We start from the raw sequence: 22,475 nt of genomic DNA, 5'->3' as shown, positions 1-22,475 counted from the left end.
GTCCCACCGGACGATACTGTCCCACCGGGCAAGGCTGTACCACCGGACAAGAAGGACCAGTACGAACTAGCTGTCGAATTGTTCGTCTCGATGGCGTCGCTTCCGCCGGATGATCCGACCCGAGAAAAGATCACCAACTCGATCATCGAACTGTGCCTACCGCTCGCCACCCACGTTGCACGTCGCTACCAGGGGCGCGGCCAGCCTTTCGAGGACTTGGAACAAGTTGCGCGCGTGGGGTTGGTACAGGCTGTGCAGCGATTCGACGTAGACAAAGGATCGGATTTCCTGTCGTTCGCAGTCCCCACCGTAATGGGCGAGGTACGCAAGCATTTTCGCGATCACGGCTGGTCCGTACGCGTACCTCGCAGCCTTCAGGAACGACATCTTGCCCTCAACCGGGCGCTCACGTCGTTGTCGCAGACGCTCGGCCGTGCACCGACGGTAGCGGAACTTGCGACGGAGCTCGACATCGAGCCGGACGAGGTCGAACAGGGGTTGACCGCCGGAAATTCGTATCGAACCACACCGCTCGACACCGCGTCAGCCGGCGACGGGAGCGGACTGACTCTGATCGATACTTTGGGACAGTACGACGAAGCGATCAGTCGGATCGACAATCACGAAACCCTGCGACCCGCGCTCCTTGCACTACCGGAGCGCGAGCGCACGATCGTGGTTCTCAGATTCTTCGGTCATCTCACCCAGTCCCAGATTGCCGAAAAGATCGGCATCTCTCAGATGCATGTATCCAGAATCCTCACTCAGACACTGAAGCAGCTGCGCACCGAGATGGGTGAAATCTTCTGAAGTAGGTCCCCAGGATCAGATGTATTCCTGCGCAAGACGTTCCATCTCGTCTCGGTCAATGAGCCCGGGCTGGCCGATGTCGAGAGCCTCGAGATACTTGTTGGCGAGACGGTAATCGTGCCCCCACCGGCCGTGCTCGCCGTCCTGCTCGGTGCGCTGAACACTGGAACCGGGCGGAACCTCGTCCTGCAGACCGTTGGTCTCCGCACCGATCAGTGTGTCGAGCTTGGTCGAGATGGCCGTGAGTGCATCGCGGTCGTTCATCTGAATCCCTTCGTCAGGTGGCACCGATCCCCAACCATACCGAAGTCTCGAGCCAAAAACATTGCACCGCTTAATGTTCGACTACAAGCCTGGACCGATCCAAGCCCTCGAGCTACACTGAGCGATACCGAGGTTGAGAATACAGCCGGGGCTGAAGCCGCTGGCGCTCGGTTCGCATCAGGACTCTGGATTCAGGTCACAACTTCCTGCGTACATCCATTGGGCTCAATGCTTTCCACACCTGGACTCTTCCACTTTCCGTGCCGCCAGGTCGGTCGTCAGCCTTTCGACGAAAAGCACACAGACCGGATCTGCCATGAATCTGAATGAACTCGACCACACAGCGATCGATTTCGTCGATCCCTCAACACAATTGGGTCCGATCGTGGACACACAAGGCTTCGCAGCCTGGCGGATAACGCCCTCGACAGTCCTGATCCAGGTCGACGTCGACCTCGATAAACTGTCCGCCCCAGAACTGAGAGAACTTCTCAACTCGTACGCTGCGGAGTGGTCCCGCGTCATTCTCGACCTGTCCAACTCACTGTTCGTCGGTGCGGTCTGCCTCGAACTGTTCGCCGAACTGAACTCCCGTTCACGAGCGCACGACTTCCAGTGGTCCGTCATCGGGTCACACCCGCTTCGACGCTTGCTTCGGGCCGCACGGGCGGAAGAGGAATTTCCGGTCACCAACTCTGTCGAGGGAGCAATGCGCGCGCTCGCCGAAGCAGAAAAGTCACTCGAAGCCTCCTGACGCCAAGCCTGCACCGGCGTCGAGCGCCGCGCGCTCGCAGCGACTAAGGTTCGTCGGGCTGTCCGACGAGCTGAGAGAGACCGAGAATGACAATCGCCAAGCGCCTCGATGCCTTGCAACAGAAGCATCCGGCCCTGGGGTTCCCGATAGCGGTCCTCTACAAGTTCCTCGACGATCAAGGTGTTTATCTCGCCGCGCTGATCGCGTACTACGGCTTCGTCTCACTCTTCCCTCTTCTTCTGTTGCTCTCGACCATTCTCGGCTTCGTGCTCTCTGGCAACCCCGAGCTTCAGCAACAAATCTTGGACTCCGCTCTGCATCAGTTTCCGGTGATCGGTGACGATCTGGGCAATGCGCAACAGATCGGCGGCGGTGTCACAGGGCTGGTGATCGGAATCGTCGGTGGTCTCTACGGTGGCCTCGGTGTCGCTCTGGCTTGCCAGAATGCGATGAACACGGTGTGGTCGGTGCCCCGAAACATGCGACCGGATCCCATCCGCGGGCGTCTTCAAGGGTTACTGCTCCTGGGCACCATCGGTCTCGCGATCTTGGGGACCACCGCTGTCTCCAACATCGGCGGTGCGCTTCATCTGGGCGGTTCGTTCAGCTTCCTGTTGACCCTTGCGGTAGTCGTCTTGAATGCAGGCATCTTCATCGTCGCTTTCCGGCTCACCTGCGCCCGCCCGCTCTCGGTAGCCGACGTGGCGCCTGGAGCGATCGCCGCTGCTGTTCTCTGGCAAGCACTTCAGTCCTTCGGTGCCCTCTACGTGACCTCCGTGGTGCGGGGTGCCTCCACCACCAATGGCGTCTTTGCCATCGTTCTGGGTTTGTTGGCCTTCTTGTTCCTCGCTGCCGCCTCGATCGTCATGTGCGCGGAAATCAACGTCGTGCGAGTCGACAAACTCCATCCGCGGGCGTTGTTGGCTCCGTTCACCGACAACACCGAACTCATCGAAGGCGATCGGCGCACCTTCGCCGATCAAGCAAAAGCCCAACGCGCTGTTCCCCACGAGAACATCCATGTGACGTTCGACGGGCACACCAAACCCGACGATTCGGACTGATCTCGACCCCGATCGAGTTGGGTATTTGGTCCCCTCCTGGGTATCGGGGTGGCATTCTGCGCCGCGAATCCAGATTTAACACAGGTGTTGTCATTTCGCGCTACATCGAAGCGACGAATACATCACAGCAGGTAAACGCGCATAGTTGAACAATCACCTGCTTCCGACGTGGTCCAGGAACGGGACAAACCCGTCAAATACTGCAACTCGCCATGCATGTAATTGGAGACAGAAAAAGAAGAGCATGGCAGGATCAGGTGTGAGACCGGACTCTCGATGGGAGGGCTCGGCTCGATGGATCCAGGAGAATTTGGTTATGGCTCAGGGCAGTGTCAAGTGGTTCAACGGTGAAAAGGGCTTCGGATTCATCGAGCAGGAAGGTGGCGGACCGGATGTGTTCGTTCACTACTCGGAGATCCAGGGCAGCGGCTACAAGTCCCTCGACGAGGGCCAGAAGGTCGAGTTCGAGATCGGACAGGGCCAGAAGGGCCCCCAGGCTCAGAACGTTCGCGCCATCTGAGTTCGATCCCAGTCTGACTTCAGACTGAAAAGGCTGGACGCTGCACCGCACGGTGCCGGCATCCAGCCTTTTCTTGGTTTCAGGGCCGTCTTGGTTTACAGGTCGGGCTCGTTGCGAGTTGGCCCCGGTTACGTCGCTCGCGCCCGCTTCTTCTTGTGGGAGCTGTCGCAGAACGGCGCAATGCCGGTCCGCCCGCATCGACACAAAGCAACCGTAGAGCGCTTGTTCTCTATCGGAGTGCCGTCGTCACGGAGCAACTCGAAGTCACCACGCACCAGCAGCGGGCCGTCCGAGCAGGCGGTTATGGTGGTGTTGTTACCGGCAACACTCGGTGTTTCGGCAGATGACGATTCGGGAAACGCGGTCATATGTCCTCTTCACTTCTCGATTCGGCCACTGGCGTGCCCACTTCCATGCCTGTTCCACAGGCTCGCGGCCCACTGAGCGCCACTCTCGTTTCCATTCTGCGCTCCTCGGCCGATCCGAGGGAGCTTACGGCTGCCGCTGACGCGTACGAGGTTGCACGGTCCATCGACCCCACCTACGACATTCTTCGAGACGACGACGCTCAGTTGACTCTGACGCTCCTCTACGAGCTTCATTTGCAGGGAATCGAGAACGTCGCGGACGCGTGGGAGTGGAATCTGGACCTGCTTGCGGCGAGGTCGCGTCTCGAGACGCATTTCGAGGCCGCCATCGTGGAACTCGTGGGAAAGGTTCCGTCGTCCGGTGACGTCGTAGCCGATTTGTGGGCGATGACGGCTCCCAGTGCAGGCCCCGGTCTGGCGTCCTTTATGGCGAAGGACGCCACAATCGATCAGTTCGCGGAGGTGCTGATTCACCGTTCGCTCAATCAGCTGCGCGAAGCGGATGTGCACACCCTTGGAATTTCGCGCCTCTCCGGTGCCGTCAAAGCAGCCCTCGTCGAAGTGCAGAGCGACGAGTACGGAGGGGGCAGCGCAGAGCGAATGCACTCGCGTCTTTTTGCCGACACCATGCGGGCCGTCGGCCTTTCGGACCGCTACGGCCACTACATCGATGCCGTTCCCGCGGTAACCTTGGCGTCGTTGAATGCTCTCTCGCTCTTCGGCTTTCATCGCCGACATCTCGGAGCACTGGTCGGGCACCTGTGCGCCGTCGAGACCACGTCGGCGCTGCCGAGCAAACGGTACAGTGCCGGCTTGCGCCGACTCGGATTCGGTTCGGACGCGACACTGTTCTACGACGAGCACGTGGAAGCGGATTCCGTTCACGAACAGATCGCCGTTCGGGAACTTGCCGGCGGTCTTGCTTCTTCGCAGCCGCACCGCACTGATGACATCTTGTTCGGCGCTGCAACGTGCCTCGCGTTCGACGACCTTCTCGGCGATCACCTCACATCGAGTTGGGAGAAGGGCGAGACTTCGTTGCGCGAATGATCACGAGTTGTTCGATTTCCTGACCGGTGGTGATCAACCCTCGTGCCTCGAGCATGGTGCGCCTCTCGCGCATCACGGGCCCGAAGGGAATGTACTTCCGGGCCGAGATCTCCACGGCCATACCGTGTTCCTCGAGTATCGCCTCGGTCTTGTCGACCCCACACAGTACCGACTGCAGAAGAAGTAGTGTGCCGCCGGGGACGAGTACTTCGTGAACGGTGGCCGCGATCCTGTCGATGAGGGCGCGTCCGTCCTTGCCTGCGTCCCAAGCCCGTTCGATTCCAGCGGTAGGTAGATCGTCTGCCAGTGCAGGGACGTACGGCGGGTTGGAGATCACCAGATCGAAGAGTTCGCCGTGTACCGCCTCGGTGAGGTCGCCGCGACGGGAATCGATCAAGGTTCCGTTGAGGATTCCGTTGAGACGAGCATTGGCGCACGCTCGGCGAGATATGTCGACCGCGACGACGTGGCCTGCACCAGCCGCCGATGCCGCGACGGCGAGGGCGCCGGTCCCCGTGCACAGATCCAGGACCCGGCTGCGAGCGGTGAGGTGCTCGAACAGCAGCGCATCCGCCAGTAACGACGTGTCGTGTTGCGGTCGATACACACCAGGTAGACGCAGGATCATCATCGGCTCCTCTTTTTCAGGCGACATCGCACATCGCTGCGTGCGGCTACCCAGGAACCTCGGATTTCATGCGAACATCGCAGCATCGACTGCCCGGAACGGTTACATCGTCGCAGTTTGCGGAGTAGACCTGAGTCATGACAGGCAATGCGGACGCTCCTCAGGTAGCCGCGGCGTTTGCTTCCGCAGCAGATTCGCTCGACACACTCGCCGAAGCGATTGCCGGACTCCGGTCCAATCTGAACACGGACGAGCATCTCGACTCCATGCTCCAACGTCTGGCCGAGACCGCGGTCAAAGCACTGCCTGACGCCGATGCTGTCAGCGTGACTGTGTTGTCCACCGATGGCCCACGAACTGCTGCGTCCACCGCGGACTACCTTTCCGAGATAGATGACGCCCAGCACTCCGCTGATCGTGGTCCGTGCGTTGACGCCGCGCGCACGGTGTCCTCGGTTCGGGCAAAGGTGGGTGATCACGTCGACGAATGGCCGGAATTCACCGACGAAGCCCGCAAACAAGGCGTCCGGTCCTACTTGTCCGTGCCGATCACCATGGGCGAAGGGAACACCGAACTGCTCGGCGCTTTCAACGTCTACGGATTCGCCTCGACAGAGTTCAAGGCCTTCGACGAAGAGTTGATGAAATTGTTCACCGCCGGTGCGGGCGCGGCGATCGCAGATTCACGACGCTGGCGTCAAGCACACGAGCACATCGAACAGTTGCACTGCGCCATGGAATCTCGGGCCGAGATCGAACAAGCCAAAGGTGTCCTGATCGCCGTCCACGGCATCGACGCCGAGGAAGCATTCAGCCGTCTTGTGCAGCAATCGCAGAACACCAACGTGAAACTGCACGAGGTTGCCCGGATGCTCATCGATTCGGTGCGCCACCGCCGGCTCTGAAGATTCTTCGGCGCAAAACCCCGTTTTGCACCTTAAAGCAAGTCGCAAAACCCCGTCTTGTACCCCGAAGTCACAGTTCTCAAACGCATCCAGAGATGTTTCACCGAAACAGTTTTCGACCTGCGTGACTGCTGGCGGTCGAGCGGCGGCCCTCGTCCGAAATGTGGTTATCTGTTGAGAACCGGGACGAAAGAAGACCCGACCGTACCAGGGTGAGGAAAGGATCGTCACTGTGCCAATCGACCAGGTTCTTGTCGTAGTTCCCGCCCACAACGAAGCCGAAGACCTCCCCAATTGCCTTCGCGCACTCGCAACAGCGGCGTCGGCTTGCGTTGTCCCCGTCCGACTGGTTGCCGTCCTCGACAACTGTTCGGACGGAACCGCCGGTGTCATCCCCGACGGGGTCGAAGTACTCCGCGTCGAGCACCAGAACGTCGGACGTTCGCGAGCGACGGGCTTTTCCGAGTTCGGCCGAGAGTTGGGAGCTTCGGCGTGGTTCACCACCACCGATGCAGATTCGGTGGTCGGCCCCACCTGGATTGCGCGCCAATTGGAGTATGCGCGTACTGCGGACGTCGTCGCGGGAACCGTACGCATCGCGGATTGGGAAGGCCATCCACACTCCGTTCGCGAACGATACGAACGTATGTACCACGCACATCCATATGGTCGACACGGTCACGTCCACGGGGCCAACCTCGGTGTCCGCGCGGATATGTACTGGAGCGTCGGAGGATTCTCCGATCTCGAAGAAGACGAGGACGTCGATCTCGTCCGGCGGTTGAGCGAGGCTGGTGCCTGTATCGCGTGGGCAGAAGACATTGCGGTCACCACGTCTGCGCGTCTCGACGGCCGAACTCCGGGCGGCTTTGCCGGACATATCCGTAACCTGGGTTGTACGACCGCCGATAACGAAGAAGCGGAGCTGGCACGATGAAACGACTACACACACTCCTGGACGCAGGTGGACTGTACTTGCCGCTTCCCGGCGGCGGCGCGACAGCCGCGCGGTGGACCTCCCTGGCAGAGCTCACGCGCGAGAATGTGGTTCTCGGGCGGATGGCTGAGGCTCACACCGATGCCGTCGCGATACTCACCGAACTCGACGGGCCGGATCCCGAACCCGGGCAGCTGTGGGGAGTGTGGGCGGCCGAGCCACCCGAACCGGTGGTGAATGCGTCTGAGCACGTAGGGATCTGGACGCTCACCGGCCGCAAATTGTGGTGTTCCGGTGCCAACACCTGCACGCATGCACTGATCACCGCCTTGGTCGACGGAGTACCCTCACTCTTCGCAGTTGAGCTCGGACTACCTGGGGTGCATCCCGTTCCCGATTCGTGGAAGGCCGTCGGTATGGCCGAAAGCGACTCCAGCGCGGTCGACTTCGACATGGTTCCGGCGATACCGGTCGGGACGGCAGGCGACTACCTGAGCAGGCCGGGGTTCTGGCACGGCGCGATAGGCGTGGCTGCATGTTGGTACGGCGGTGCCTGCGGCGTTGCAGATCCGTTGTACGACAAGGCTGCAAGCAGCGACGATCCCTACCTACTCGCCCACCTCGGCGCGGTCGATGCGGCGCTGGCCGCAGCGCGCAACGCGCTCGCAGTCGCGGCGGCGGAGATCGACGCCGATCCTTTCGACGAAAATGCCGAGGCCATGCAGCGGGCACTCCGTGTGCGGGCAATTGTCGAGCGCGCCGCCACCGAGACCCTGGATCGGGTGGGACGCGCTCTCGGCGCCGCACCGCTCTGCATTGACGCCGAGCATGCCGCGCGGGTAGCCGACCTCACCGTCTACCTGCGGCAGAGCCACGCCGAGAAGGATCTCGCCGAACTGGGCCGGATTGCGGCCAAGGGGAAACGGCCGTGGTGAACTCGAAACTGTTCGCGCAGAAGCCTGTCGACGATGGCGGCACTCCCGAATCGACATGGCAGGAGTGGGGACGCAGCTTTCCGGAACTGGATCTCACCGGGTGCTCGCGATTGATCGTCGTCGCTCCCCATCCCGACGACGAAATACTCGGACTGGGTGGAACTGCTCTTATCGCAACGCTTTCCGGCATCGACGTTCACGTGGTGTCTGTCACCGACGGTGGAGCCTCACATCCCGATTCACCAACAGTGACTCAGCCTGAGATGGAACATCTCAGGCGGTCCGAGTCGGATCGAGCAGCGCGTGTACTCGGAATTCCCGCACCGGTTCGATTGAGCCTTCCAGACGGGAAGATCAGCGAGAACCGACAGGAGTTGACCGACCGTCTCAGCTCGATTCTCGGTGATTCCTCGGCGGGTACCTGGTGCGCCTCGACGTGGCGCGGGGACGGCCACCCCGACCATGAAGCCACCGGGGAGGCAGCGGCGAAGGCCTGCGCGGACACTGGATCACGATTGATCGAGTACCCCATCTGGGCGTGGCATTGGGCTGAGCCGGATCATGCAGCAGTCCCGTGGGAAAGGGCCAGAAGAGTGGCCTTGCCCTCCGACGTTCAGGCTGCAAAATCCGCTGCTGCCAATGAGTTCACTTCACAGATCGCCCCGCTTTCCGACCATCCCGCGGATACACCCATCCTCCCCCGACATGCGATGGAACGACTACTGCGACCGTACGAAACGGTGTTCGTATGACCGATCGTGAGCTTCCCGCGGACTACTTCGCCAAGATGTATGCGGCGCAATCCGATCCGTGGGACTTCGAATCCCGGTGGTACGAGCAGCGAAAGTACGCGCTCAGCGCCGCGATGCTCCCCAAACCTCGCTACCGTCGCGCATTCGAACCGGGATGCTCGATCGGGGTTCTCACCGAGAAGTTGGCAGAGCGCTGCGACAGCGTTCTCGCCACCGACATCGTCCCGGCCGCACTCGAGAGCGCCCGTGCGCGGCTTACCGGACGTGATGCCGAATTTCGTCTCTGGGCGTTGGGTGACGACTGGCCCGACGAGACCTTCGACCTCGTCGTCATCAGCGAAGTCGGCTATTACCTGACCTTCGAAAAGCTGATCGAGGCAATGCTGCGCGTCGTCGAGCATCTCGAGCCTGGTGGAACGCTGCTGTGCGCCCATTGGCGTCACGTCGTACCGGAGTATCCGCAGAACGGTGACGCCGTTCATTCGGCTGTGCGCCAGACACCGGGGTTGGCGCAGTTCGCGTCGTACCAGGACGAGGACGTGCTGATCGATGTCTTCGTGAAGGGTCCGCCGTCACCACCATCGGTAGCGCGTTCCGAAGGTCTGATCTAGAAGACCTGTGCGCGGTTGAGGAGTGTGGGGACTCCTCAACCGCGCACAGGGGTCAGTCTCGCTTCTCCAACGCGAGGTCCGTATCCGAGTGCAGTTCACCGACTTCGGTCTTGAGGATCCGCATCGACCTGCCAAGGCCGCGGGCCGCGTCGGGCAGCTTCTTCGAACCGAACAGCACCACGAGCACCACTGCAACGATTGCCCAGTGGGTCGGGCTGAGCGCGCCCATCAGGCGGGTTCCTTGCCATCGGGGTACACCGCGTCGACCTCTACCTCGACGAGCCAACCGGCAACGGGCAGTCCGGCAACCTCGAGGGCGAAGCGGGTGGGCCGAGCGCTGTTGCGCTCGATCGGAGCGATCGGCTCGGCAGTGCCCATCGGCACCAGCTCCGTATCACCGGTGTCGAGATTGGTATTGGCGAAGAACTGGCGGTACGCGCGATTCCATCCTGTGTAGTCGGCCTTGTCCGACCCCGGCGCGTTGTCCAGGAAGACGCGCATCGTCACGACGTCTTCGAGACTCAATCCCTGGGCTTCGAGGTTGTCGCGGATCTTCTTGAGTACGTTGATGCCCTGCGCCTCGGTGACGGTGACCCCGGCAGGCAGAACTCCGCCGGAGAACTGGCCGTCGATGTATGACTCCGGCGAACCTTCCGGCGCCGCCTTGTTTCCTGCCGACGGGCCGATGCCGCTGGTCGTGTAGATCTCGGTGTCGCCGCCGATCGCGACACCCTGAGCGATCATCGGGTTTGCCTGCCCCGCTTCGAGAATCGATTTGGAGACGAACGAACTCGATGTGGTCTCGGCGTCCGCCTCATCGGACGAGCAGGCCGTGGCGAAGCCCAGTAGCGCGGTGGCGGCAAATGCCGCTGCAAGAACCTTGGTGCTGCGAGATTTCATGATGTGACCTCCAGAGAAAGTGATGGAAAACGAAGCACGTCAGGCAGTTTGCGCAACACGCTGATGCAGATGGGTGACGACGTCCTGCGCGGACGTGAAGGCCCCGTGCTGCCAGGCGATGGCGTTGGAGAGGTGATCGCCGGCGAAGTAGATCCGGTCGACGGGGTCGAGCAGCTTGGTGTACTCGGGAGTTGCCATGCCGCCGTGGGAATCTCCCGCGCCAGCCCATGATGCCCAGGCGGATTCCGAATACTTGGTGCGACGCCAGCTTCCGGAGAAGGACGACGAGATGTCGCGAGTGTATTTGTCGCCGTGGATTTCTGCACCTTCGGCGATGGCCTTTGCCAGCCTCTGACGGTGGGTGAGCGATTCGAAAGCCTGTTGACGCTTACCCGAGCTGTAGTACGCGACCACGACGCCGCGGTCGGAGTTGTAGTGGTCGTAGGGGAACATGATCTGGGAGATGTCGCGGTCGGTGTTCGACGCGCCGCCGTAGATGCGGTCCTCCGTCTCCCACCACCGACGCGAGTATTCGATACCGAGCTTGCCCGACGACGACGGCTTGGCTGCATCCAATGCGAGCAGGATGTCGGAGGGCAGGTTGTTGTTCAGCCGCTTGATCAGGTGCGGTGGGATCGTGCAGATTGCGTAGTCGGCGGTGATCGACTTGGTGTTGCCGTCGACGACGTAGTCGACGGTGACGCCTTCCGGCACGTTCTTCATGCCGCTGACCTCGGCGCCGAACTCGATGTTGTCCATCCCGATCGCGTCCTGGAACTTGTAGTAGATCCGGTCCATGCCGCCGACGGGGGTCATCATCGTCATGGCCTGGTCGTAACCGAACTCGAAGGAGAATGCACGTCCGATGCCGCCCTGGATGACATCGCTCATCCCGAATGGTTCGATCTCGGTTCCGAAGTTGAGGCCGGCGCCCGGCTCGGCGGAGTGTCCTCGACGCGAGGATCCGACGTAGCGGCCGTCGCTGGAGAGATCACCGAAGTCGGTGAGGAAGGACGAGAGTGCTTCTTTGTCTTCCTTGCTCAAGACCTGGTCGAGAGCGCCCTGATTGGTGGCCTTCTGCAGCAGCTCGGACATGTATCCGTAGGTGTCGGCTTTGGCTGCTCGGTAGGTGATCGACTGATTCGCCAGCGGCTTGTTGCCGGTGTAGTTGACGAAGGTGTTCGCATTCTGGTTTCCGAACATCTGCAGTTCGACGCCCAGTTCGCGGCAGTAGTCGATGGTGTTGTGACTTTGCGGAATACGCGTCGCACCGAGGTTGTAGAAGTGCCCCTCGGAGAACGTACAGGTCTGTGTCTCACCGTTCAGGTCGGTTTCTTCGGTGCCGTTGCGGATCGACCACACCCGACCACCCGGCCGGTTGCGCGCTTCGAGGACAGTGACCTTGTATCCGGCCTTCTGCAGTTCGTAGGCGGAGCACAGACCGGACGGTCCACCGCCGAGGATCACGACGGAGTGATTTCCCTTGACCTTTCCGATCAGGTCACCCGCGGCAGGTGCCTGAAATCGCCTCGGCGTCGACGCCACCGCCGGTGCCAGGCCGATGGACGACATAGCACCGAGTGCCAGGCCGGCACCGCCGGTGATTCCCAGACTGCGCATGAAAGATCTACGTGTGTATGGCATTCGAGCTCCCCAGTGTGCTCCCGGTGACCCGGGTGGTTGGTGTTGAACACAGACTTCAGGAGCGTTGGGTCCGGAACTTGACGCGCAGGAAACAGTCAGTGGGGACCGAGTGAGAAACCTGCGAGCATCAGCATCGGGCTCTCTCACCCGAGTGCGATCAGCGGAAGCATGTCCGCAATATCCGCGTTACAGAACCGGACTAGCGTGACGCGACATGTCCGCTCTCACCGAAGCTATCGCGCGGTCCTTCACCACGCGCGAGAAGCAGCCCCCGGCGCGATCACCGCTGCGCGCGTTGGGCCGTCGGCAACTCTCGGGCGCCGAAGTGCTGGCCCAGTCGGTGGCAACCACCGCCCCTGCTGTGTCGATGGTCGTTCTGCCCGTCACCATGCTGACACACGGCCGATTGTTGAGCGGGATGATCACCATCATCGCGGCCACCGTGCTGGTGACGCTCATCGCTTTCTGCGTTTCGCAGTTCACGCGCCGAATGGCAGCATCGGGCGGGCTGCACAGCTTCGTCTTTCGTGGCCTGGGCACCCGGGCAGCATTGACCACCGGCATCGCCATGCTGGTCAAGTACGTCGGCAGCGCGGTGATGACGCTCTATCACGGAGGACAGGTCGCAATCGCATTGCTCGGCTTCGCGGGTGTGCACGTGGACAAGACTTTTCACGTCATCGCGCTCTATCTGGGGATAGCCCTGCTGATTCTCGGTGCCCTCGTTCGAAGTGTCAGATTTGCTGCTCTCGCGATCCTCGTCGTCGAAAGCTGTTCACTTCTGTTCATCGTCGGGCTCATGATTCTGGGCGGTTCCGGAAGCCAACAAGCACAGATCGTTCCGCCCACCTCCGGCCACGGGCTGTTACTCACCGCCCTGGCTGCCGTGTTCGCTCTCGCCGGATTCGAGAGCGCGGCCTTCTTCGGCCCCGAATCTCGTCGACCGCTGGTAACCGTCACCCGCACAGTCCTTCTCACCCCGATCATCTGTGGATCGCTCTTCATCTTTGCGGGCTGGGCCGCTTGGTCGGGACGTAGCGACACCCTCGTCAACGCCTATCTCCACGGAACAGCGACGGGTGTGAGTCCAGGTGTCGTCATCGCGCTCAACGTCGGTCTGGGGTGCTCGTGGCTGGCGTCGTCGATGGCGTCGTCCAACGCTGCGTCGCGTCTGGTCTACTCGTTCGGCGTCGAACGCCTACTCCCCCGCCGGTTCGCCTCGGTTCACAGCGCATTTCGCACGCCCTACTTCGCGCTGACCGTCGTCGTCTGCACAGTTCTGGTGGGCGGCGGAGCCTTTGCCATCCTTGGACGCGGAGAGATTTTCGACGACGTTCGACTGACGGTTCGCGGTGCCGTCATCGTTGCCTATGCACTGGTGGCGATCGCATCGGTTGTCTTCCTGACGCGTATCGGAGAGCACACTCCCGGCGTTCTCGCAGCCGCGTCGTGTGGAAGTGGTGCCGGTGCGATAGTTCTCGGTTACCTCGTTTACGCCAACACGATCGACCATGCGTACGTTGCACCGATCGCTGTGCTCGTGATCCTGACCTCGGGCACGCTCTGGCAGTTCTACCTGCGACGCCGAAGCCCCAAGAGCCTGCTGCACGTCGGCGCGTTCGACAGTCCCGAAACCGAGGACGTACTACCAGGAGCTGGGGTGTTCGCCACCGACGCAGCCGGAAACATCGTGCTGGTGGGCGAGCCGACTGCCGGCGCCCGCTGATGGTGGGCCGACCACGCGACCTCGGTGGGCACGAACCCCGAGCGGTTCAGCGCGCCCTTGCCCTCCTCGAGTCGGCGGCCAGGCTCGGATCGGGAGCCACCGCCAAGGACATTGCCGCCCTTGCCGACATCCCACCTGCCACTGCGTATCGGTTGCTCAACATCCTTGTCGCCGACGGTTACCTGGTTCGGATCGCCGACCTCTCCGGCTTCGCGCTGGGCCGACGCACCCGTGAATTGGCCGGGGCTGCCGCCGAACCCACCCCCGTCGACAATTCGGTGCTCCTCGAAGAACTCCGCGAACAGCTACGGTTCGGCGTCTACCTCGCGTCGTTTGCAGAGAACAGAATTCGACTGGTCGATCGCGATCCAGACCACGAGCTCAGCGGCGAACGGACGCTGGTCGCAGCCGTTCACGCGTCGGCTATCGGGAAGCTGCTCCTCGCCAGCCGACCCGAATTGGCCGAGGCCCCATTGCGAAAGGTCACCGCACACACCATCACCGACGGCGACCAGTTGGAACTCGAACTCTCTCGGATCCGGCGCGGCGAGCCCGCCCGTGAGGTCGACGAGATCCGTGTCGGACGCTCCGCCGTCGCCGTCCCGATCCACGACGCGGAAAGGTGTGTCGTCGGTGCCTTGGCTGCGATAGGTCCGACCGGCAGACTTTCCGTCGACGACGTAGACCTGGTCGTGCTGTTGCGGGAGTACGCGGAACGCATCGTTGCACCGACGATGTCGAAGGCAAGCTGAAAATCAGAGGCCGAACACACGTTTGGCAAAGCCGAGATGCTCGTCAGCCCAGCCGATGACGCCGAGCGTGGAATCGAGATTCTGCGGCGGAGTGCGCACCAAGGTGTCGCGTCGGACGAGTCGGTCGAAATCGACCTGAGCGCGGTCGAACTGGACCCCGGCCGTGACCATGATGTTCGCCAGTTCTTGCGCCATCACCCCGTACGCGACTGTCGTGGGATGAACGCCGTCGAGCGAGAAGAGGCCGCCCGACGCGCGGCCGCCGCGACCGTCGGCGGAGAGGAACAGCGAGTCCGGCACGGGTTGCAAGTCGGTCAGTGCTTTGGGGAGGGGGTACGGCGTCCACCATGACGGCCGCGCATTGACGTCGGTGACGTAACGCCGTGAGGCCACGCGCTCGAGCAACCCGGCAATATCGCAGAGGTACCAGTCCTTCCCCACCCGACGGGCATTCGCGACGGCTTGCTCGATTCCGTCGTTGTACACATCGATTGCGGTATCGACGGCCCACGCCTGTGCGCCGGTGATGTGTTGATCGCGCTGTGGGTCGAAGTCTGTGTCGCGCACCCACGGTCGCGCGTAGTACGGGAAATAGCGGGATCCGATTTCGATCTTGCCGCCGAGCCCGTGGGCGATCGGTGCGATGGTCACGTGTGGGACGGTGCAGAGGATGACGTGCTGGGCGTTGATCTTGCGGATCGCGGCCAGCACCTCGGCGTACTCCGACGCGAAGTGCTCGGGCTGCCACACCGTGTATTCGCGCTTGCCGTCCGGGTCACGGAAGTTGTTGCCGCTCCACTCGACTCGGAGTTCGGTGACGGTGCGGAGCGCATTGTTGGCCCCGAGAAAGACGATCAGAGTTTCGATGCCTTCCTTGCCCAGTTCCGCTGCCGCGTCGAACGCCGTCATGCGCTTCTCTGCCTCGGAGCCTCGCGGCAGAACTCTCAGTGCGGCGCGTTCGCCGTTGTTCTCGACGATCTGGCTGATCAGGTCGTCGTGCGGTTCGTGCAGGGCTGCCTCACACCCATGTGCGGTCTTGGTCAGAGCGTCACGAAGATCCCACCCGTAGACCGAAAGGCTGTGATTGATCGCCGAGAACGTCGGCGCTTCGCTGCCCGGCCCACGCTCCCAGTAGTCCTCCACCTGGTCCATGAACTCGCGTGCAGCAAAGAGTGCGAGCGGAACCTCCCAGAGGTCGAGCCGTGGGCCGAAGCGCTCTTCGAGGGTGCGGAGCAGCAGTTCGATGTTGAGTGGGAGCCCGCCCGGACCGCCGTATCGGGGAAAGCGGAACCGATCGAGCCAGCCCAACTGGTGAGCAATGATCGACGGATACGACAGCTCGGTATTGAAGACCGCCCCGCTCTGAAATCCCTGCGACAGCGAGTCGCCGATGACCACCAACCGGTGTGGAGCATCTCCCGCAGGCGGAACTACCGGAATCCCGACTGTGGGATCGAACTGCGGAATCCTGGGTCCTCCGGCGGCTGCGGCCACGACGTCGTCGGGAGTATCGGATGGAAGTTCCACGCCCACTCACCTCCGGAAAGTCCAGCTGGTCAGCTGATCAGTGGTGGCTTACGCCGATCGGCATTGTCCTGATCCGATTGCTTCTCTATCGACCTGACAACCTCGTCGGCCCACTGTTGATTTCGGCCGTCGAATTCTGCGCGGTCCCGGCGCGCGATACCGCGTCCGACCAGGATGGCAATCGGAATGGAACACACGACCCATACGAGTAGTACGCCTCCGACAATCCACCACATACTCAGTAATTGTGCCCGATTCGCCGACCGTTGTGCTCCAGGTCGAAACTTCTGCCCGAATCGTGGCGTTCAATTGAGGTGAGCTCGCAGGTCAGTAACGATCGGCGTCGACGGTTTCGCGGACCTTACGGACCTGATTCCAACCACGAGCGGCGATGCCGAAGGCAACAAGCGACATCAGATCCGAGACCGTCAGACCGTGTTCTCGATTCAACGACCACAAGACCTGACCTTCCAGCGGGCCGTTGAAGAAGAGCCACGCCACTCCTGCGCAGACGGTCGCAACAACACTGGCCTTCGACGGCTTCATCAAGCACACGGTGCTGGTCACGAACAACAAGTTCATGAACACCAGACCGTAGAAAATTCCGATCATGCGACTCCCCCCGAAGTTGGTTCGTTCAGCTGCGGTTGAAGTTCAGGTACGCCTTCGACGGAGTCGGGCCGCGCTGACCCTGGTACTTGGATCCGGCCTCGGAGCTTCCGTAGGGGAACTCTGCAGCGCTCGACAGCTTGAGCAGGCAGAGCTGCCCGATCTTCATTCCCGGCCACAGCGTGATCGGCAGGTTTGCGACGTTGGACAGCTCCAGTGTGATGTGGCCACTGAAACCCGGGTCGATGAAGCCGGCAGTGGAGTGCGTCAAAAGGCCCAGGCGCCCGAGGCTCGACTTACCTTCGAGGCGGCCAGCCAGGTCGTTCGGCAGTGAGCACACTTCGAGAGTCGAACCGAGAACGAACTCGCCGGGATGAAGCACAAACGGCTCGCCCTCTGCTGGTTCGACCAGGCTGGTCAGCTCGTCCTGGCGCAGTGCCGGGTCGATGTGCGTGTACCGCGTGTTGTTGAACACCCGAAACAGACCATCCAGGCGCACGTCGACGCTCGACGGTTGCACCATGGAATCGTCGAAAGGGTCGATACCCAGACGTCCAACGGAGATTTCGGCACGGATGTCACGATCGGAGAGCAGCACAGGTAGAGGTTACCGGTTCTGCGGGCAGTGCCGACCCATCGATGGGTGCGATCACACTGTGGTTACCGAACACGATGCGCGGGTTCTGGACTCCCACGGCAGAGCCCAGCCCCACCTGTCTTGAGTTCTCCACCCCGAAAGGCGTTCCCGCGCAAAATTTTTAGACGAAACATCCGCCAATTTTGCCGACTTCGACACGCGCCTTCTCTTCAACGACGGCCAGTGATACGTCTGCTCGAATGCTCGTCTGATAATGTTCGGAAAGCACGTTGATCGGCGGTGAAAACACGTCCGGTCGGCTGCGACGCCGATGTAGTTCAATGGTAGAACATCAGCTTCCCAAGCTGAATACGCGGGTTCGATTCCCGTCATCGGCTCCACCGATTCTCCGCAGTTCAGAGCCCTTTTGGGGCAGGCGAACTTCGCTTGTTTGGGCCCCAAATCCTGTGACAGCTACACGGCAGGTACACAACCTCCTCCATTCAGTGATCAGTCAACATGCATCCAACGCAAATCGGGGTGCTAGCCTCAATCTTTCATGAGAGGCCCCTGGTCGACCCGTGTGCAGTCGGGATGCTGCCAGATTCCACTTCTCCGGAGTCGTGTTCTTTCCGCTCGTGCCAACAAGATTCACCGTGATTTAGGTCGGCGCCGGCAACGCCTCCAGCCTTGCCAACGCTGCCGTGATCAGTCCGGACCACGGCGCCCGCTCCGATAGGCGCAGGCGCGTTTTCCGAGCATGGCGGGCGAGGCGCCCGGCAATCGAAAACAGTCGCAAGCGGAGTCGTTTCGGTTCCCACCGCCGTGCATCACTGCTGGCCAACGCCAATATCTGCATACATGCTGTCAACTCGGAAGCGAGCGTGACGATCGCCAACCAGATCGCATTCTGCGCGAAACCGTGCAACGGCAAGTTCGTCGAACCCGTGTCCTTGGCTGTGCGGATTCGGTCTTCCCAGCGAGCCCGACGACGGTGCCGCAGCTCCAAGGTTTGCAGGCTCCCGACGACTGTATTGGTCACGAACGCGGTCAACCGCAGACCGTTACGGTCGGTCAGCAGTTGAGCGCCGGGATGGGGTCGTTCTTTACGCACGATGAGCCGCATTCCTGCAGGCCAGCCCGGCAAGTGGACGAGCCCGATCAGTTCTGCGACCCGGCTCCGTCTCGGATGCCGCTACCCGAATCGAGTGCCGGTATCCACAGATCTTCGGGAATGTCATCAACCGCCTCTGCCATCGCGTCGGTCAAGGTGAACCCGACCGAATACGACAATCGCCGGGCGGTCAAATATTCGAGGAAGGCATGGGTGCCGCCTGCACCGTCGGTGCGGATCACCACTTTCTTCCCGACGCCGCCGCTGGTTCGGAACGGCAACTGCGCCAATGCTTGTCGGGTCACTTGAATGTGGTCGGCAGCGGTATTGGAACCGGCGTTGCCTGGCCGCAGCAGGAAACTCAAGGGTTCACCTGTGCCGTGTTCACCGTGGTCGACGAACGCCAAAAGAGGATGGAGACCGTAGCCCCGCTTGAAATTCGGCGCAGTTTTCTCTTTCTCCGAATGGGAGGTCACGAGGGTGGCATCGAGGTCGATGATCAGTGGTTGCTGCGGGTCGATGTGGTGGTCGGGTGCCTGGTCTCCGGCGTGGGACCACGCTGTTTTTCGGGCTGCAGCTCGGGCGGAGTTGATCGCGGACTGTGCGGCCGGTTCGTCGGCGGCGAGGATGCTGATCAGGCGAGATACGGTCGCGTCGGATGCAACCGGCCCGAACAGGGCCGGTTGTTCACGCAGGGGCGCGATGTCTGCGAGGCAGTCACCACCGACGCCCCGAATAGGATCAGCAACCAAATGTCACAGCGACGCCGGTTTGATCACGCGAGTATGCACCGTGAGCAGAATTCACACAGAGGTCGATTTAATGTGCATCTGCTCAAACAGCATTCTCAGCTCCAGGTGATCGAATACGTCTGCTGGCGCGAGTGCCCTTGCCACGTTGAGGCAGCTACCGATCTCGGACGCGAGCGGGAGCTGTCTCCGATGTTGACCACGATGGACCTGTACCTAGTTGGCACCGATAAATTTAGTCGTCGACCAGGTAGCCGGTGGAAACGCTTCGGTCTTCGGCCTGATTACGGGCGGCCGCACTATTTGGTGAGGATCGGTCGGTCGCCTCTTGAAATGTAATTGGCGAATCGTTCAATTCCTGCTTGTGAGAAGCTCCCTCGGCCTGCGCGTTTCAGTGCGGCTTCGACGAATGGGAGCGGTTTCCTGCGGTATGTGCGGTAGATGCTGTCGAGTACTGGTTGCAGTGCCCGGCGTGCGAGGTCTGCTGTTTCCGGGTCTGAACCCCCGAACTTCACTGTCACATTCGGCATAAATACCCCTGTTGGTCGAGTGTCCGATTCCCTGGTCGGAAGCGTACGTATCGGGATTGCGAATCAGTACAGAAACACCAAAACGGGGCGCTAAGTCCCTACTTGCGGTGGATGCGATTCCGTCTTTGGGTTGACGAAAGGGGCCCGACCGCGGCGTGCGGTCCGGCTTCTGTTCTACGACTCCGGGTTACGCCCCGAAGCCGAGGCTGCGGTTTGGCCTGCTTCACGTTGGGTGGCGAACTGCCGATGCTGACGGGTGTTTGCGTCAACGCATAGCAAACTCCCCAAGCTACAACGCCCATGCAGAATGACCCCCGCGACATAGTTGCCGTCATCGAAGAGGTGGCCGAATTCATTGAGGCGATAACTACCGGCCACCCGAAGGTGCCCCGTCCCGTGGTCGACCACCTAGATCGGCGGTTCCACGGTTCCCCAGAAGCTCAATGCCTGTGCGCAGCGCCCCGGGGATCTGGAAGTCGTAGCTGGTCTGCATCCAAGCTGTTCCATCAGCCTCTGCGATGAATATCCCGATGGGTAGCGCTCGGAGACCAAGGCATCGGTGCCAGATTCCGCGATCTCATTGCCAACATGCCCCACGACGTTCTATGGTTCATTACATGAGTAATGAACCAGTGAACACCGGGCGTCGATCATCGTGATCGACGACGGACGACCACTGTTCCAGCAGATCGCCGAGCAGATCGAAGGCTCGATCATCGACGGCTCACTGCCGGAAGACGGGCAGGTGCCCTCAACCAACGAACTGGCGGCGTTCCACCGAATCAATCCGGCGACGGCAGCCAAGGGCCTCAATCAACTCGTAGGCGAGGGGCTCCTCTACAAGAAACGGGGAATCGGAATGTTCGTCACCGTCGGCGCCCGCGACGCACTCAGGTTCAGGCGACGAGAAGCGTTCGCGCGCCAATACATCGAGCCGTTGGTCATGGAGGCCGACCGCCTTCAGATTTCCCTCGACGAACTCAAATCCATGCTGGACGACAGGAAGGCGGACCGATGAACTCAAGCACGACAACGACCAAGTCGCACGTCAGGCGTTTCGACGAGACTGAACTCGTCGCCTCGATGCGAGCAGTGAACAGAAGCTACGGGGACGTCGATGCGCTCTCGGACGTCTCGTTCGAGATCGGCCAGAACAAGATCTACGGCCTGCTCGGCCGTAACGGCGCAGGCAAGACTACGATCATGCAGATACTGACCGGACAGGACCTGCACACCAGCGGCGACGTCGAGGTATTCGGCGCTGCCCCTTTCGAAAATGCCGACGTCTTGGCGAACGTGTGCTTCGTCAAGGAAAGCCAGACGTACCCCGAGGACCTCAAGGTCAAGCATGTACTCGTCGCCGCCGGCCATCTGCTCCCGAATTGGGACCACGCGTTCGCCGAGACACTGCTCGACGATTTCCAACTTCCACTGTGCCGCAAGGTGAAGAAGCTCTCGCGCGGCATGCGGTCAGCGTTGGGAGTGATCATCGGACTTGCCTCCCGTGCACCGCTCACGCTCTTCGACGAGCCGTATCTCGGCCTCGATGCCGTTGCACGCCAACTCTTCTACGATCGTCTGCTTGCCGATTATGCCGAACATCCTCGCACTGTAGTGCTTTCGACTCACCTTATCGACGAGGTAGCCAATCTGCTCGAGCACGTGATCGTCGTAGACAGCGGCCGGATTGTCGTCGACGAGGACGCAGACGCACTGCGAGGTCGCGCCGTAGTGGTATCCGGCCCCCTTGATGCGGTGGATGCTGTTGCCGCGTCCGGCAGGGTCCTGCGCCGGGAGACACTAGGCTCCCACAGCCGAATCATGTTGCAGGCCGATGTGACCGAGACCGAGCGAATCCGACTGCGGGAGGCGGGAGTCCAAGTGGAACCGGCATCTTTGCAGGAACTTGTCATCGCGACTTCGACGCAGCGCAAGGAGATCACCGCATGAGCATCGCAACGACAGCGCCCCGGACGGTCCCGAAGGCGCCCACCCGGTCCAGGATCGGTTCCGTCCTCCAACTGCACACGGTCGCGTGGCCGTTGCTGATCGCCTGGCCGGTGGGCATCCTTTTGATCTCTTTCCTCATCAGCTTCACCATCTACGCGATCGTCGGAAACGAGCAGGGTGAGGGATTCACCGGCAGTGTGTTCTCCGTTTACGGTTTCGTGCTGGCGTTCTACCTCCAGTCGATGACCCAGACGTTCCCGTTCGCGCTCGGGCTGAGCGTGACTCGCCGCGAGTTCTTCACTGCCACCACGATAATGGCGTTGGCACAGTCCGCAATCTTCGCAATCGCGCTACAACTGCTGTCAGTGGTGGAGTCCGCCACCAACGGCTGGGGTGTGCACATGCGCATGTTCGGCATCGCACGCTATTTCACCGACAGCGCAGCCGTTCAGTTGCTCGCGCTGTTCGCGACGCTGCTGCTGACCAGTTCGATCGCAATGCTGACAGGTGCGATCTACCAGCGATGGAGGACCACCGGTCTGCTCGCCTCTCTCACCGGTCTCTTCGGTGTGCTCGGCCTGTCAGCGATCGTAATCACCTGGGCCAGCTGGTGGCCGGCGATCGGTTCGTGGTTTGCCGATACTTCCCGAGTGGTGCCGATGGCACTACTTCCATTGGCCCTGGCCATCGCCTGCATAGCCGGAGCCTGGGTCACTTTACGTCGAGCAACGCCCTGACCGAGTAATCATGTGCGACGCCAGATGTCGCACCGTGTCCGAGTGCCCCTCGGATCGACACC

General features: G+C 61.4%; 25 protein-coding genes, 1 tRNA gene and 1 pseudogene. 16 read left to right on the top strand and 11 right to left on the bottom strand.

The genetic code is table 11. The annotated features are described in order from the left end of the window. Nucleotides 1–90: 90 nt before the first annotated feature. A complete protein-coding gene (locus B0E55_RS18065) occupies nucleotides 91–810 on the top strand; it encodes a SigB/SigF/SigG family RNA polymerase sigma factor (RefSeq protein ID WP_223258034.1) in 720 nt (239 codons plus the stop codon). 15 nt (nucleotides 811–825) lie between these two features. Here B0E55_RS18065 and B0E55_RS18060 read toward each other — a convergent pair whose 3' ends face one another. Further along, nucleotides 826–1,074: a hypothetical protein gene (locus B0E55_RS18060; RefSeq protein WP_020968722.1), complete on the bottom strand. Its 249-nt coding sequence runs from the start codon at nucleotides 1,072–1,074 to the stop codon at nucleotides 826–828. Nucleotides 1,075–1,390: 316 nt separating this feature from the next. On the opposite strand from B0E55_RS18060, the gene B0E55_RS18055 reads away from it, so the two are divergent. The 3 genes from B0E55_RS18055 to B0E55_RS18045 all read left to right on the top strand — a co-directional run bounded on the left by B0E55_RS18055 (nucleotide 1,391) and on the right by B0E55_RS18045 (nucleotide 3,412). Then, entirely contained in the window at nucleotides 1,391–1,828 is a 438-nt protein-coding gene (locus B0E55_RS18055) for an STAS domain-containing protein (protein WP_019747471.1), read from the top strand. Between the two features lie 86 nt (nucleotides 1,829–1,914). After that, entirely contained in the window at nucleotides 1,915–2,892 is a 978-nt protein-coding gene (locus tag B0E55_RS18050; RefSeq protein ID WP_003943713.1) for a YihY/virulence factor BrkB family protein, read from the top strand. 316 nt (nucleotides 2,893–3,208) lie between these two features. After that, nucleotides 3,209–3,412: a cold-shock protein gene (locus B0E55_RS18045; protein ID WP_003943666.1), complete on the top strand. Its 204-nt coding sequence runs from the start codon at nucleotides 3,209–3,211 to the stop codon at nucleotides 3,410–3,412. A gap of 128 nt (nucleotides 3,413–3,540) precedes the next feature. Here the strand turns inward: B0E55_RS18045 and B0E55_RS18040 are convergent, their stop codons facing one another. Beyond that, nucleotides 3,541–3,780, bottom strand: coding sequence for a CDGSH iron-sulfur domain-containing protein (locus tag B0E55_RS18040; protein ID WP_019747472.1), 240 nt, complete (start codon nucleotides 3,778–3,780; stop codon nucleotides 3,541–3,543). On the opposite strand from B0E55_RS18040, the gene B0E55_RS18035 reads away from it, so the two are divergent. After that, the gene (locus B0E55_RS18035) at nucleotides 3,781–4,830 is read left to right on the top strand and encodes an iron-containing redox enzyme family protein (protein WP_080910151.1); all 1,050 of its coding nucleotides are present in this window, start codon (nucleotides 3,781–3,783) and stop codon (nucleotides 4,828–4,830) included. Here B0E55_RS18035 and B0E55_RS18030 read toward each other — a convergent pair. Next, complete coding sequence (locus tag B0E55_RS18030) at nucleotides 4,787–5,485, bottom strand: HemK2/MTQ2 family protein methyltransferase (RefSeq protein ID WP_019747474.1); 699 nt, start codon at nucleotides 5,483–5,485, stop codon at nucleotides 4,787–4,789. The two genes, B0E55_RS18035 and B0E55_RS18030, sit on opposite strands and share 44 nt — an antisense overlap. Nucleotides 5,486–5,595: 110 nt before the next feature. Between B0E55_RS18030 and B0E55_RS18025 the strand changes: the two genes are divergently transcribed. The 5 genes from B0E55_RS18025 to B0E55_RS18005 all read left to right on the top strand — a co-directional run bounded on the left by B0E55_RS18025 (nucleotide 5,596) and on the right by B0E55_RS18005 (nucleotide 9,598). Continuing rightward, nucleotides 5,596–6,363, top strand: coding sequence for a GAF and ANTAR domain-containing protein (locus tag B0E55_RS18025; RefSeq protein ID WP_020906539.1), 768 nt, complete (start codon nucleotides 5,596–5,598; stop codon nucleotides 6,361–6,363). Nucleotides 6,364–6,595: 232 nt separating this feature from the next. After that, nucleotides 6,596–7,300 (top strand): glycosyltransferase, encoded by a 705-nt coding sequence (locus B0E55_RS18020; RefSeq protein ID WP_021343174.1) that lies wholly within the window; start codon nucleotides 6,596–6,598, stop codon nucleotides 7,298–7,300. Continuing rightward, complete coding sequence (locus B0E55_RS18015) at nucleotides 7,297–8,235, top strand: acyl-CoA dehydrogenase (protein ID WP_080910150.1); 939 nt, start codon at nucleotides 7,297–7,299, stop codon at nucleotides 8,233–8,235. The genes B0E55_RS18020 and B0E55_RS18015 overlap by 4 nt, the downstream gene beginning before the upstream one ends. Next, nucleotides 8,229–8,987 carry a PIG-L deacetylase family protein gene (locus B0E55_RS18010; RefSeq protein WP_080910149.1) on the top strand — a complete coding sequence of 253 codons (759 nt, stop codon included), beginning with the start codon at nucleotides 8,229–8,231 and terminating at the stop codon, nucleotides 8,985–8,987. The genes B0E55_RS18015 and B0E55_RS18010 overlap by 7 nt, the downstream gene beginning before the upstream one ends. After that, entirely contained in the window at nucleotides 8,984–9,598 is a 615-nt protein-coding gene (locus tag B0E55_RS18005; protein ID WP_021333865.1) for a class I SAM-dependent methyltransferase, read from the top strand. The genes B0E55_RS18010 and B0E55_RS18005 overlap by 4 nt, the downstream gene beginning before the upstream one ends. A 52-nt stretch (nucleotides 9,599–9,650) precedes the next feature. On the opposite strand, the gene tatA is transcribed toward B0E55_RS18005, so the two are convergent. The 3 genes from tatA to B0E55_RS17990 are packed head-to-tail and all read right to left on the bottom strand — an operon-like array spanning nucleotide 9,651 to nucleotide 12,118. Then, a complete protein-coding gene (gene tatA, locus B0E55_RS18000; protein WP_019747480.1) occupies nucleotides 9,651–9,827 on the bottom strand; it encodes a Sec-independent protein translocase subunit TatA in 177 nt (58 codons plus the stop codon). Then, the gene (locus B0E55_RS17995) at nucleotides 9,827–10,498 is read right to left on the bottom strand and encodes a Rid family hydrolase (protein ID WP_080910148.1); all 672 of its coding nucleotides are present in this window, start codon (nucleotides 10,496–10,498) and stop codon (nucleotides 9,827–9,829) included. Before B0E55_RS17995 ends, tatA begins: the two co-directional genes overlap by 1 nt. 39 nt (nucleotides 10,499–10,537) lie before the next feature. Continuing rightward, a complete protein-coding gene (locus B0E55_RS17990; RefSeq protein ID WP_080910147.1) occupies nucleotides 10,538–12,118 on the bottom strand; it encodes a flavin monoamine oxidase family protein in 1,581 nt (526 codons plus the stop codon). Nucleotides 12,119–12,356: 238 nt separating this feature from the next. Between B0E55_RS17990 and B0E55_RS17985 the strand changes: the two genes are divergently transcribed. Both B0E55_RS17985 and B0E55_RS17980 read left to right on the top strand, forming a co-directional pair. Then, nucleotides 12,357–13,868, top strand: a complete 1,512-nt coding sequence (locus tag B0E55_RS17985) for an APC family permease (RefSeq protein ID WP_020906534.1) — start codon at nucleotides 12,357–12,359, stop codon at nucleotides 13,866–13,868. Beyond that, nucleotides 13,868–14,620 (top strand): IclR family transcriptional regulator, encoded by a 753-nt coding sequence (locus B0E55_RS17980; protein WP_020968711.1) that lies wholly within the window; start codon nucleotides 13,868–13,870, stop codon nucleotides 14,618–14,620. The genes B0E55_RS17985 and B0E55_RS17980 overlap by 1 nt, the downstream gene beginning before the upstream one ends. A gap of 3 nt (nucleotides 14,621–14,623) precedes the next feature. Here the strand turns inward: B0E55_RS17980 and B0E55_RS17975 are convergent, their stop codons facing one another. The 4 genes from B0E55_RS17975 to dcd form a co-directional block, all read right to left on the bottom strand. Beyond that, nucleotides 14,624–16,147 (bottom strand): hypothetical protein, encoded by a 1,524-nt coding sequence (locus B0E55_RS17975; protein ID WP_020968710.1) that lies wholly within the window; start codon nucleotides 16,145–16,147, stop codon nucleotides 14,624–14,626. 29 nt (nucleotides 16,148–16,176) lie between these two features. Further along, nucleotides 16,177–16,383 (bottom strand): hypothetical protein, encoded by a 207-nt coding sequence (locus B0E55_RS17970; protein ID WP_019747486.1) that lies wholly within the window; start codon nucleotides 16,381–16,383, stop codon nucleotides 16,177–16,179. A gap of 91 nt (nucleotides 16,384–16,474) precedes the next feature. Further along, nucleotides 16,475–16,759 carry a hypothetical protein gene (locus tag B0E55_RS17965; protein WP_019747487.1) on the bottom strand — a complete coding sequence of 95 codons (285 nt, stop codon included), beginning with the start codon at nucleotides 16,757–16,759 and terminating at the stop codon, nucleotides 16,475–16,477. 25 nt (nucleotides 16,760–16,784) lie between these two features. Then, complete coding sequence (gene dcd / locus B0E55_RS17960; RefSeq protein WP_019747488.1) at nucleotides 16,785–17,354, bottom strand: dCTP deaminase; 570 nt, start codon at nucleotides 17,352–17,354, stop codon at nucleotides 16,785–16,787. Nucleotides 17,355–17,660: 306 nt separating this feature from the next. On the opposite strand from dcd, the gene B0E55_RS17955 reads away from it, so the two are divergent. Continuing rightward, a tRNA-Gly gene (locus B0E55_RS17955) sits at nucleotides 17,661–17,734 on the top strand. Between the two features lie 260 nt (nucleotides 17,735–17,994). Here B0E55_RS17955 and B0E55_RS17950 read toward each other — a convergent pair. Continuing rightward, nucleotides 17,995–19,175, bottom strand: a pseudogene (locus B0E55_RS17950) (IS1380 family transposase); the annotation flags it as partial. Between the two features lie 1,206 nt (nucleotides 19,176–20,381). On the opposite strand from B0E55_RS17950, the gene B0E55_RS17940 reads away from it, so the two are divergent. From B0E55_RS17940 to B0E55_RS17930, 3 genes are read left to right on the top strand one after another with little or no spacing between them, the layout of a single operon-like run. Next, on the top strand, nucleotides 20,382–20,744 hold the full coding sequence (locus B0E55_RS17940; RefSeq protein WP_019747490.1) for a GntR family transcriptional regulator: 363 nt from the start codon (nucleotides 20,382–20,384) through the stop codon (nucleotides 20,742–20,744). Beyond that, entirely contained in the window at nucleotides 20,741–21,676 is a 936-nt protein-coding gene (locus B0E55_RS17935) for an ABC transporter ATP-binding protein (RefSeq protein ID WP_020968709.1), read from the top strand. Before B0E55_RS17940 ends, B0E55_RS17935 begins: the two co-directional genes overlap by 4 nt. Further along, entirely contained in the window at nucleotides 21,673–22,413 is a 741-nt protein-coding gene (locus B0E55_RS17930; protein WP_020968708.1) for a hypothetical protein, read from the top strand. Before B0E55_RS17935 ends, B0E55_RS17930 begins: the two co-directional genes overlap by 4 nt. The last annotated feature ends 62 nt before the right edge of the window (nucleotides 22,414–22,475 follow it).

The sequence above is a fragment of the Rhodococcus sp. 66b genome, from assembly GCF_002076325.1.
In the GTDB taxonomy this organism is placed as follows: Bacteria; Actinomycetota; Actinomycetes; order Mycobacteriales; family Mycobacteriaceae; genus Rhodococcus_F; species Rhodococcus_F erythropolis.
Note: the sequence above shows the minus strand (reverse complement) of the source record. Positions and strands in the feature narration are given on the sequence as shown.

Bases quoted from the DNA above. Each gene is read 5' to 3' on its own strand.
- B0E55_RS17965 (WP_019747487.1), bottom strand. From the start codon at position 16,759: ATGATCGGAATTTTCTACGGTCTGGTGTTCATGAACTTGTTGTTCGTG.
- B0E55_RS18065 (WP_223258034.1), top strand. From the start codon at position 91: ATGGCGTCGCTTCCGCCGGATGATCCGACCCGAGAAAAGATCACCAAC.
- B0E55_RS18035 (WP_080910151.1), top strand. From the start codon at position 3,781: ATGTCCTCTTCACTTCTCGATTCGGCCACTGGCGTGCCCACTTCCATG.
- B0E55_RS18005 (WP_021333865.1), top strand. From the start codon at position 8,984: ATGACCGATCGTGAGCTTCCCGCGGACTACTTCGCCAAGATGTATGCG.
- B0E55_RS18030 (WP_019747474.1), bottom strand. From the start codon at position 5,485: ATGTCGCCTGAAAAAGAGGAGCCGATGATGATCCTGCGTCTACCTGGT.
- B0E55_RS18040 (WP_019747472.1), bottom strand. From the start codon at position 3,780: ATGACCGCGTTTCCCGAATCGTCATCTGCCGAAACACCGAGTGTTGCC.
- B0E55_RS18025 (WP_020906539.1), top strand. From the start codon at position 5,596: ATGACAGGCAATGCGGACGCTCCTCAGGTAGCCGCGGCGTTTGCTTCC.
- B0E55_RS17990 (WP_080910147.1), bottom strand. From the start codon at position 12,118: ATGCGCAGTCTGGGAATCACCGGCGGTGCCGGCCTGGCACTCGGTGCT.
- B0E55_RS17930 (WP_020968708.1), top strand. From the start codon at position 21,673: ATGAGCATCGCAACGACAGCGCCCCGGACGGTCCCGAAGGCGCCCACC.
- tatA (WP_019747480.1), bottom strand. From the start codon at position 9,827: ATGGGCGCGCTCAGCCCGACCCACTGGGCAATCGTTGCAGTGGTGCTC.
- B0E55_RS17970 (WP_019747486.1), bottom strand. From the start codon at position 16,383: ATGTGGTGGATTGTCGGAGGCGTACTACTCGTATGGGTCGTGTGTTCC.
- B0E55_RS17995 (WP_080910148.1), bottom strand. From the start codon at position 10,498: ATGAAATCTCGCAGCACCAAGGTTCTTGCAGCGGCATTTGCCGCCACC.
- B0E55_RS18060 (WP_020968722.1), bottom strand. From the start codon at position 1,074: ATGAACGACCGCGATGCACTCACGGCCATCTCGACCAAGCTCGACACA.
- B0E55_RS18055 (WP_019747471.1), top strand. From the start codon at position 1,391: ATGAATCTGAATGAACTCGACCACACAGCGATCGATTTCGTCGATCCC.
- B0E55_RS17935 (WP_020968709.1), top strand. From the start codon at position 20,741: ATGAACTCAAGCACGACAACGACCAAGTCGCACGTCAGGCGTTTCGAC.
- B0E55_RS18045 (WP_003943666.1), top strand. From the start codon at position 3,209: ATGGCTCAGGGCAGTGTCAAGTGGTTCAACGGTGAAAAGGGCTTCGGA.
- B0E55_RS17985 (WP_020906534.1), top strand. From the start codon at position 12,357: ATGTCCGCTCTCACCGAAGCTATCGCGCGGTCCTTCACCACGCGCGAG.
- B0E55_RS18050 (WP_003943713.1), top strand. From the start codon at position 1,915: ATGACAATCGCCAAGCGCCTCGATGCCTTGCAACAGAAGCATCCGGCC.
- B0E55_RS18015 (WP_080910150.1), top strand. From the start codon at position 7,297: ATGAAACGACTACACACACTCCTGGACGCAGGTGGACTGTACTTGCCG.
- B0E55_RS17980 (WP_020968711.1), top strand. From the start codon at position 13,868: ATGGTGGGCCGACCACGCGACCTCGGTGGGCACGAACCCCGAGCGGTT.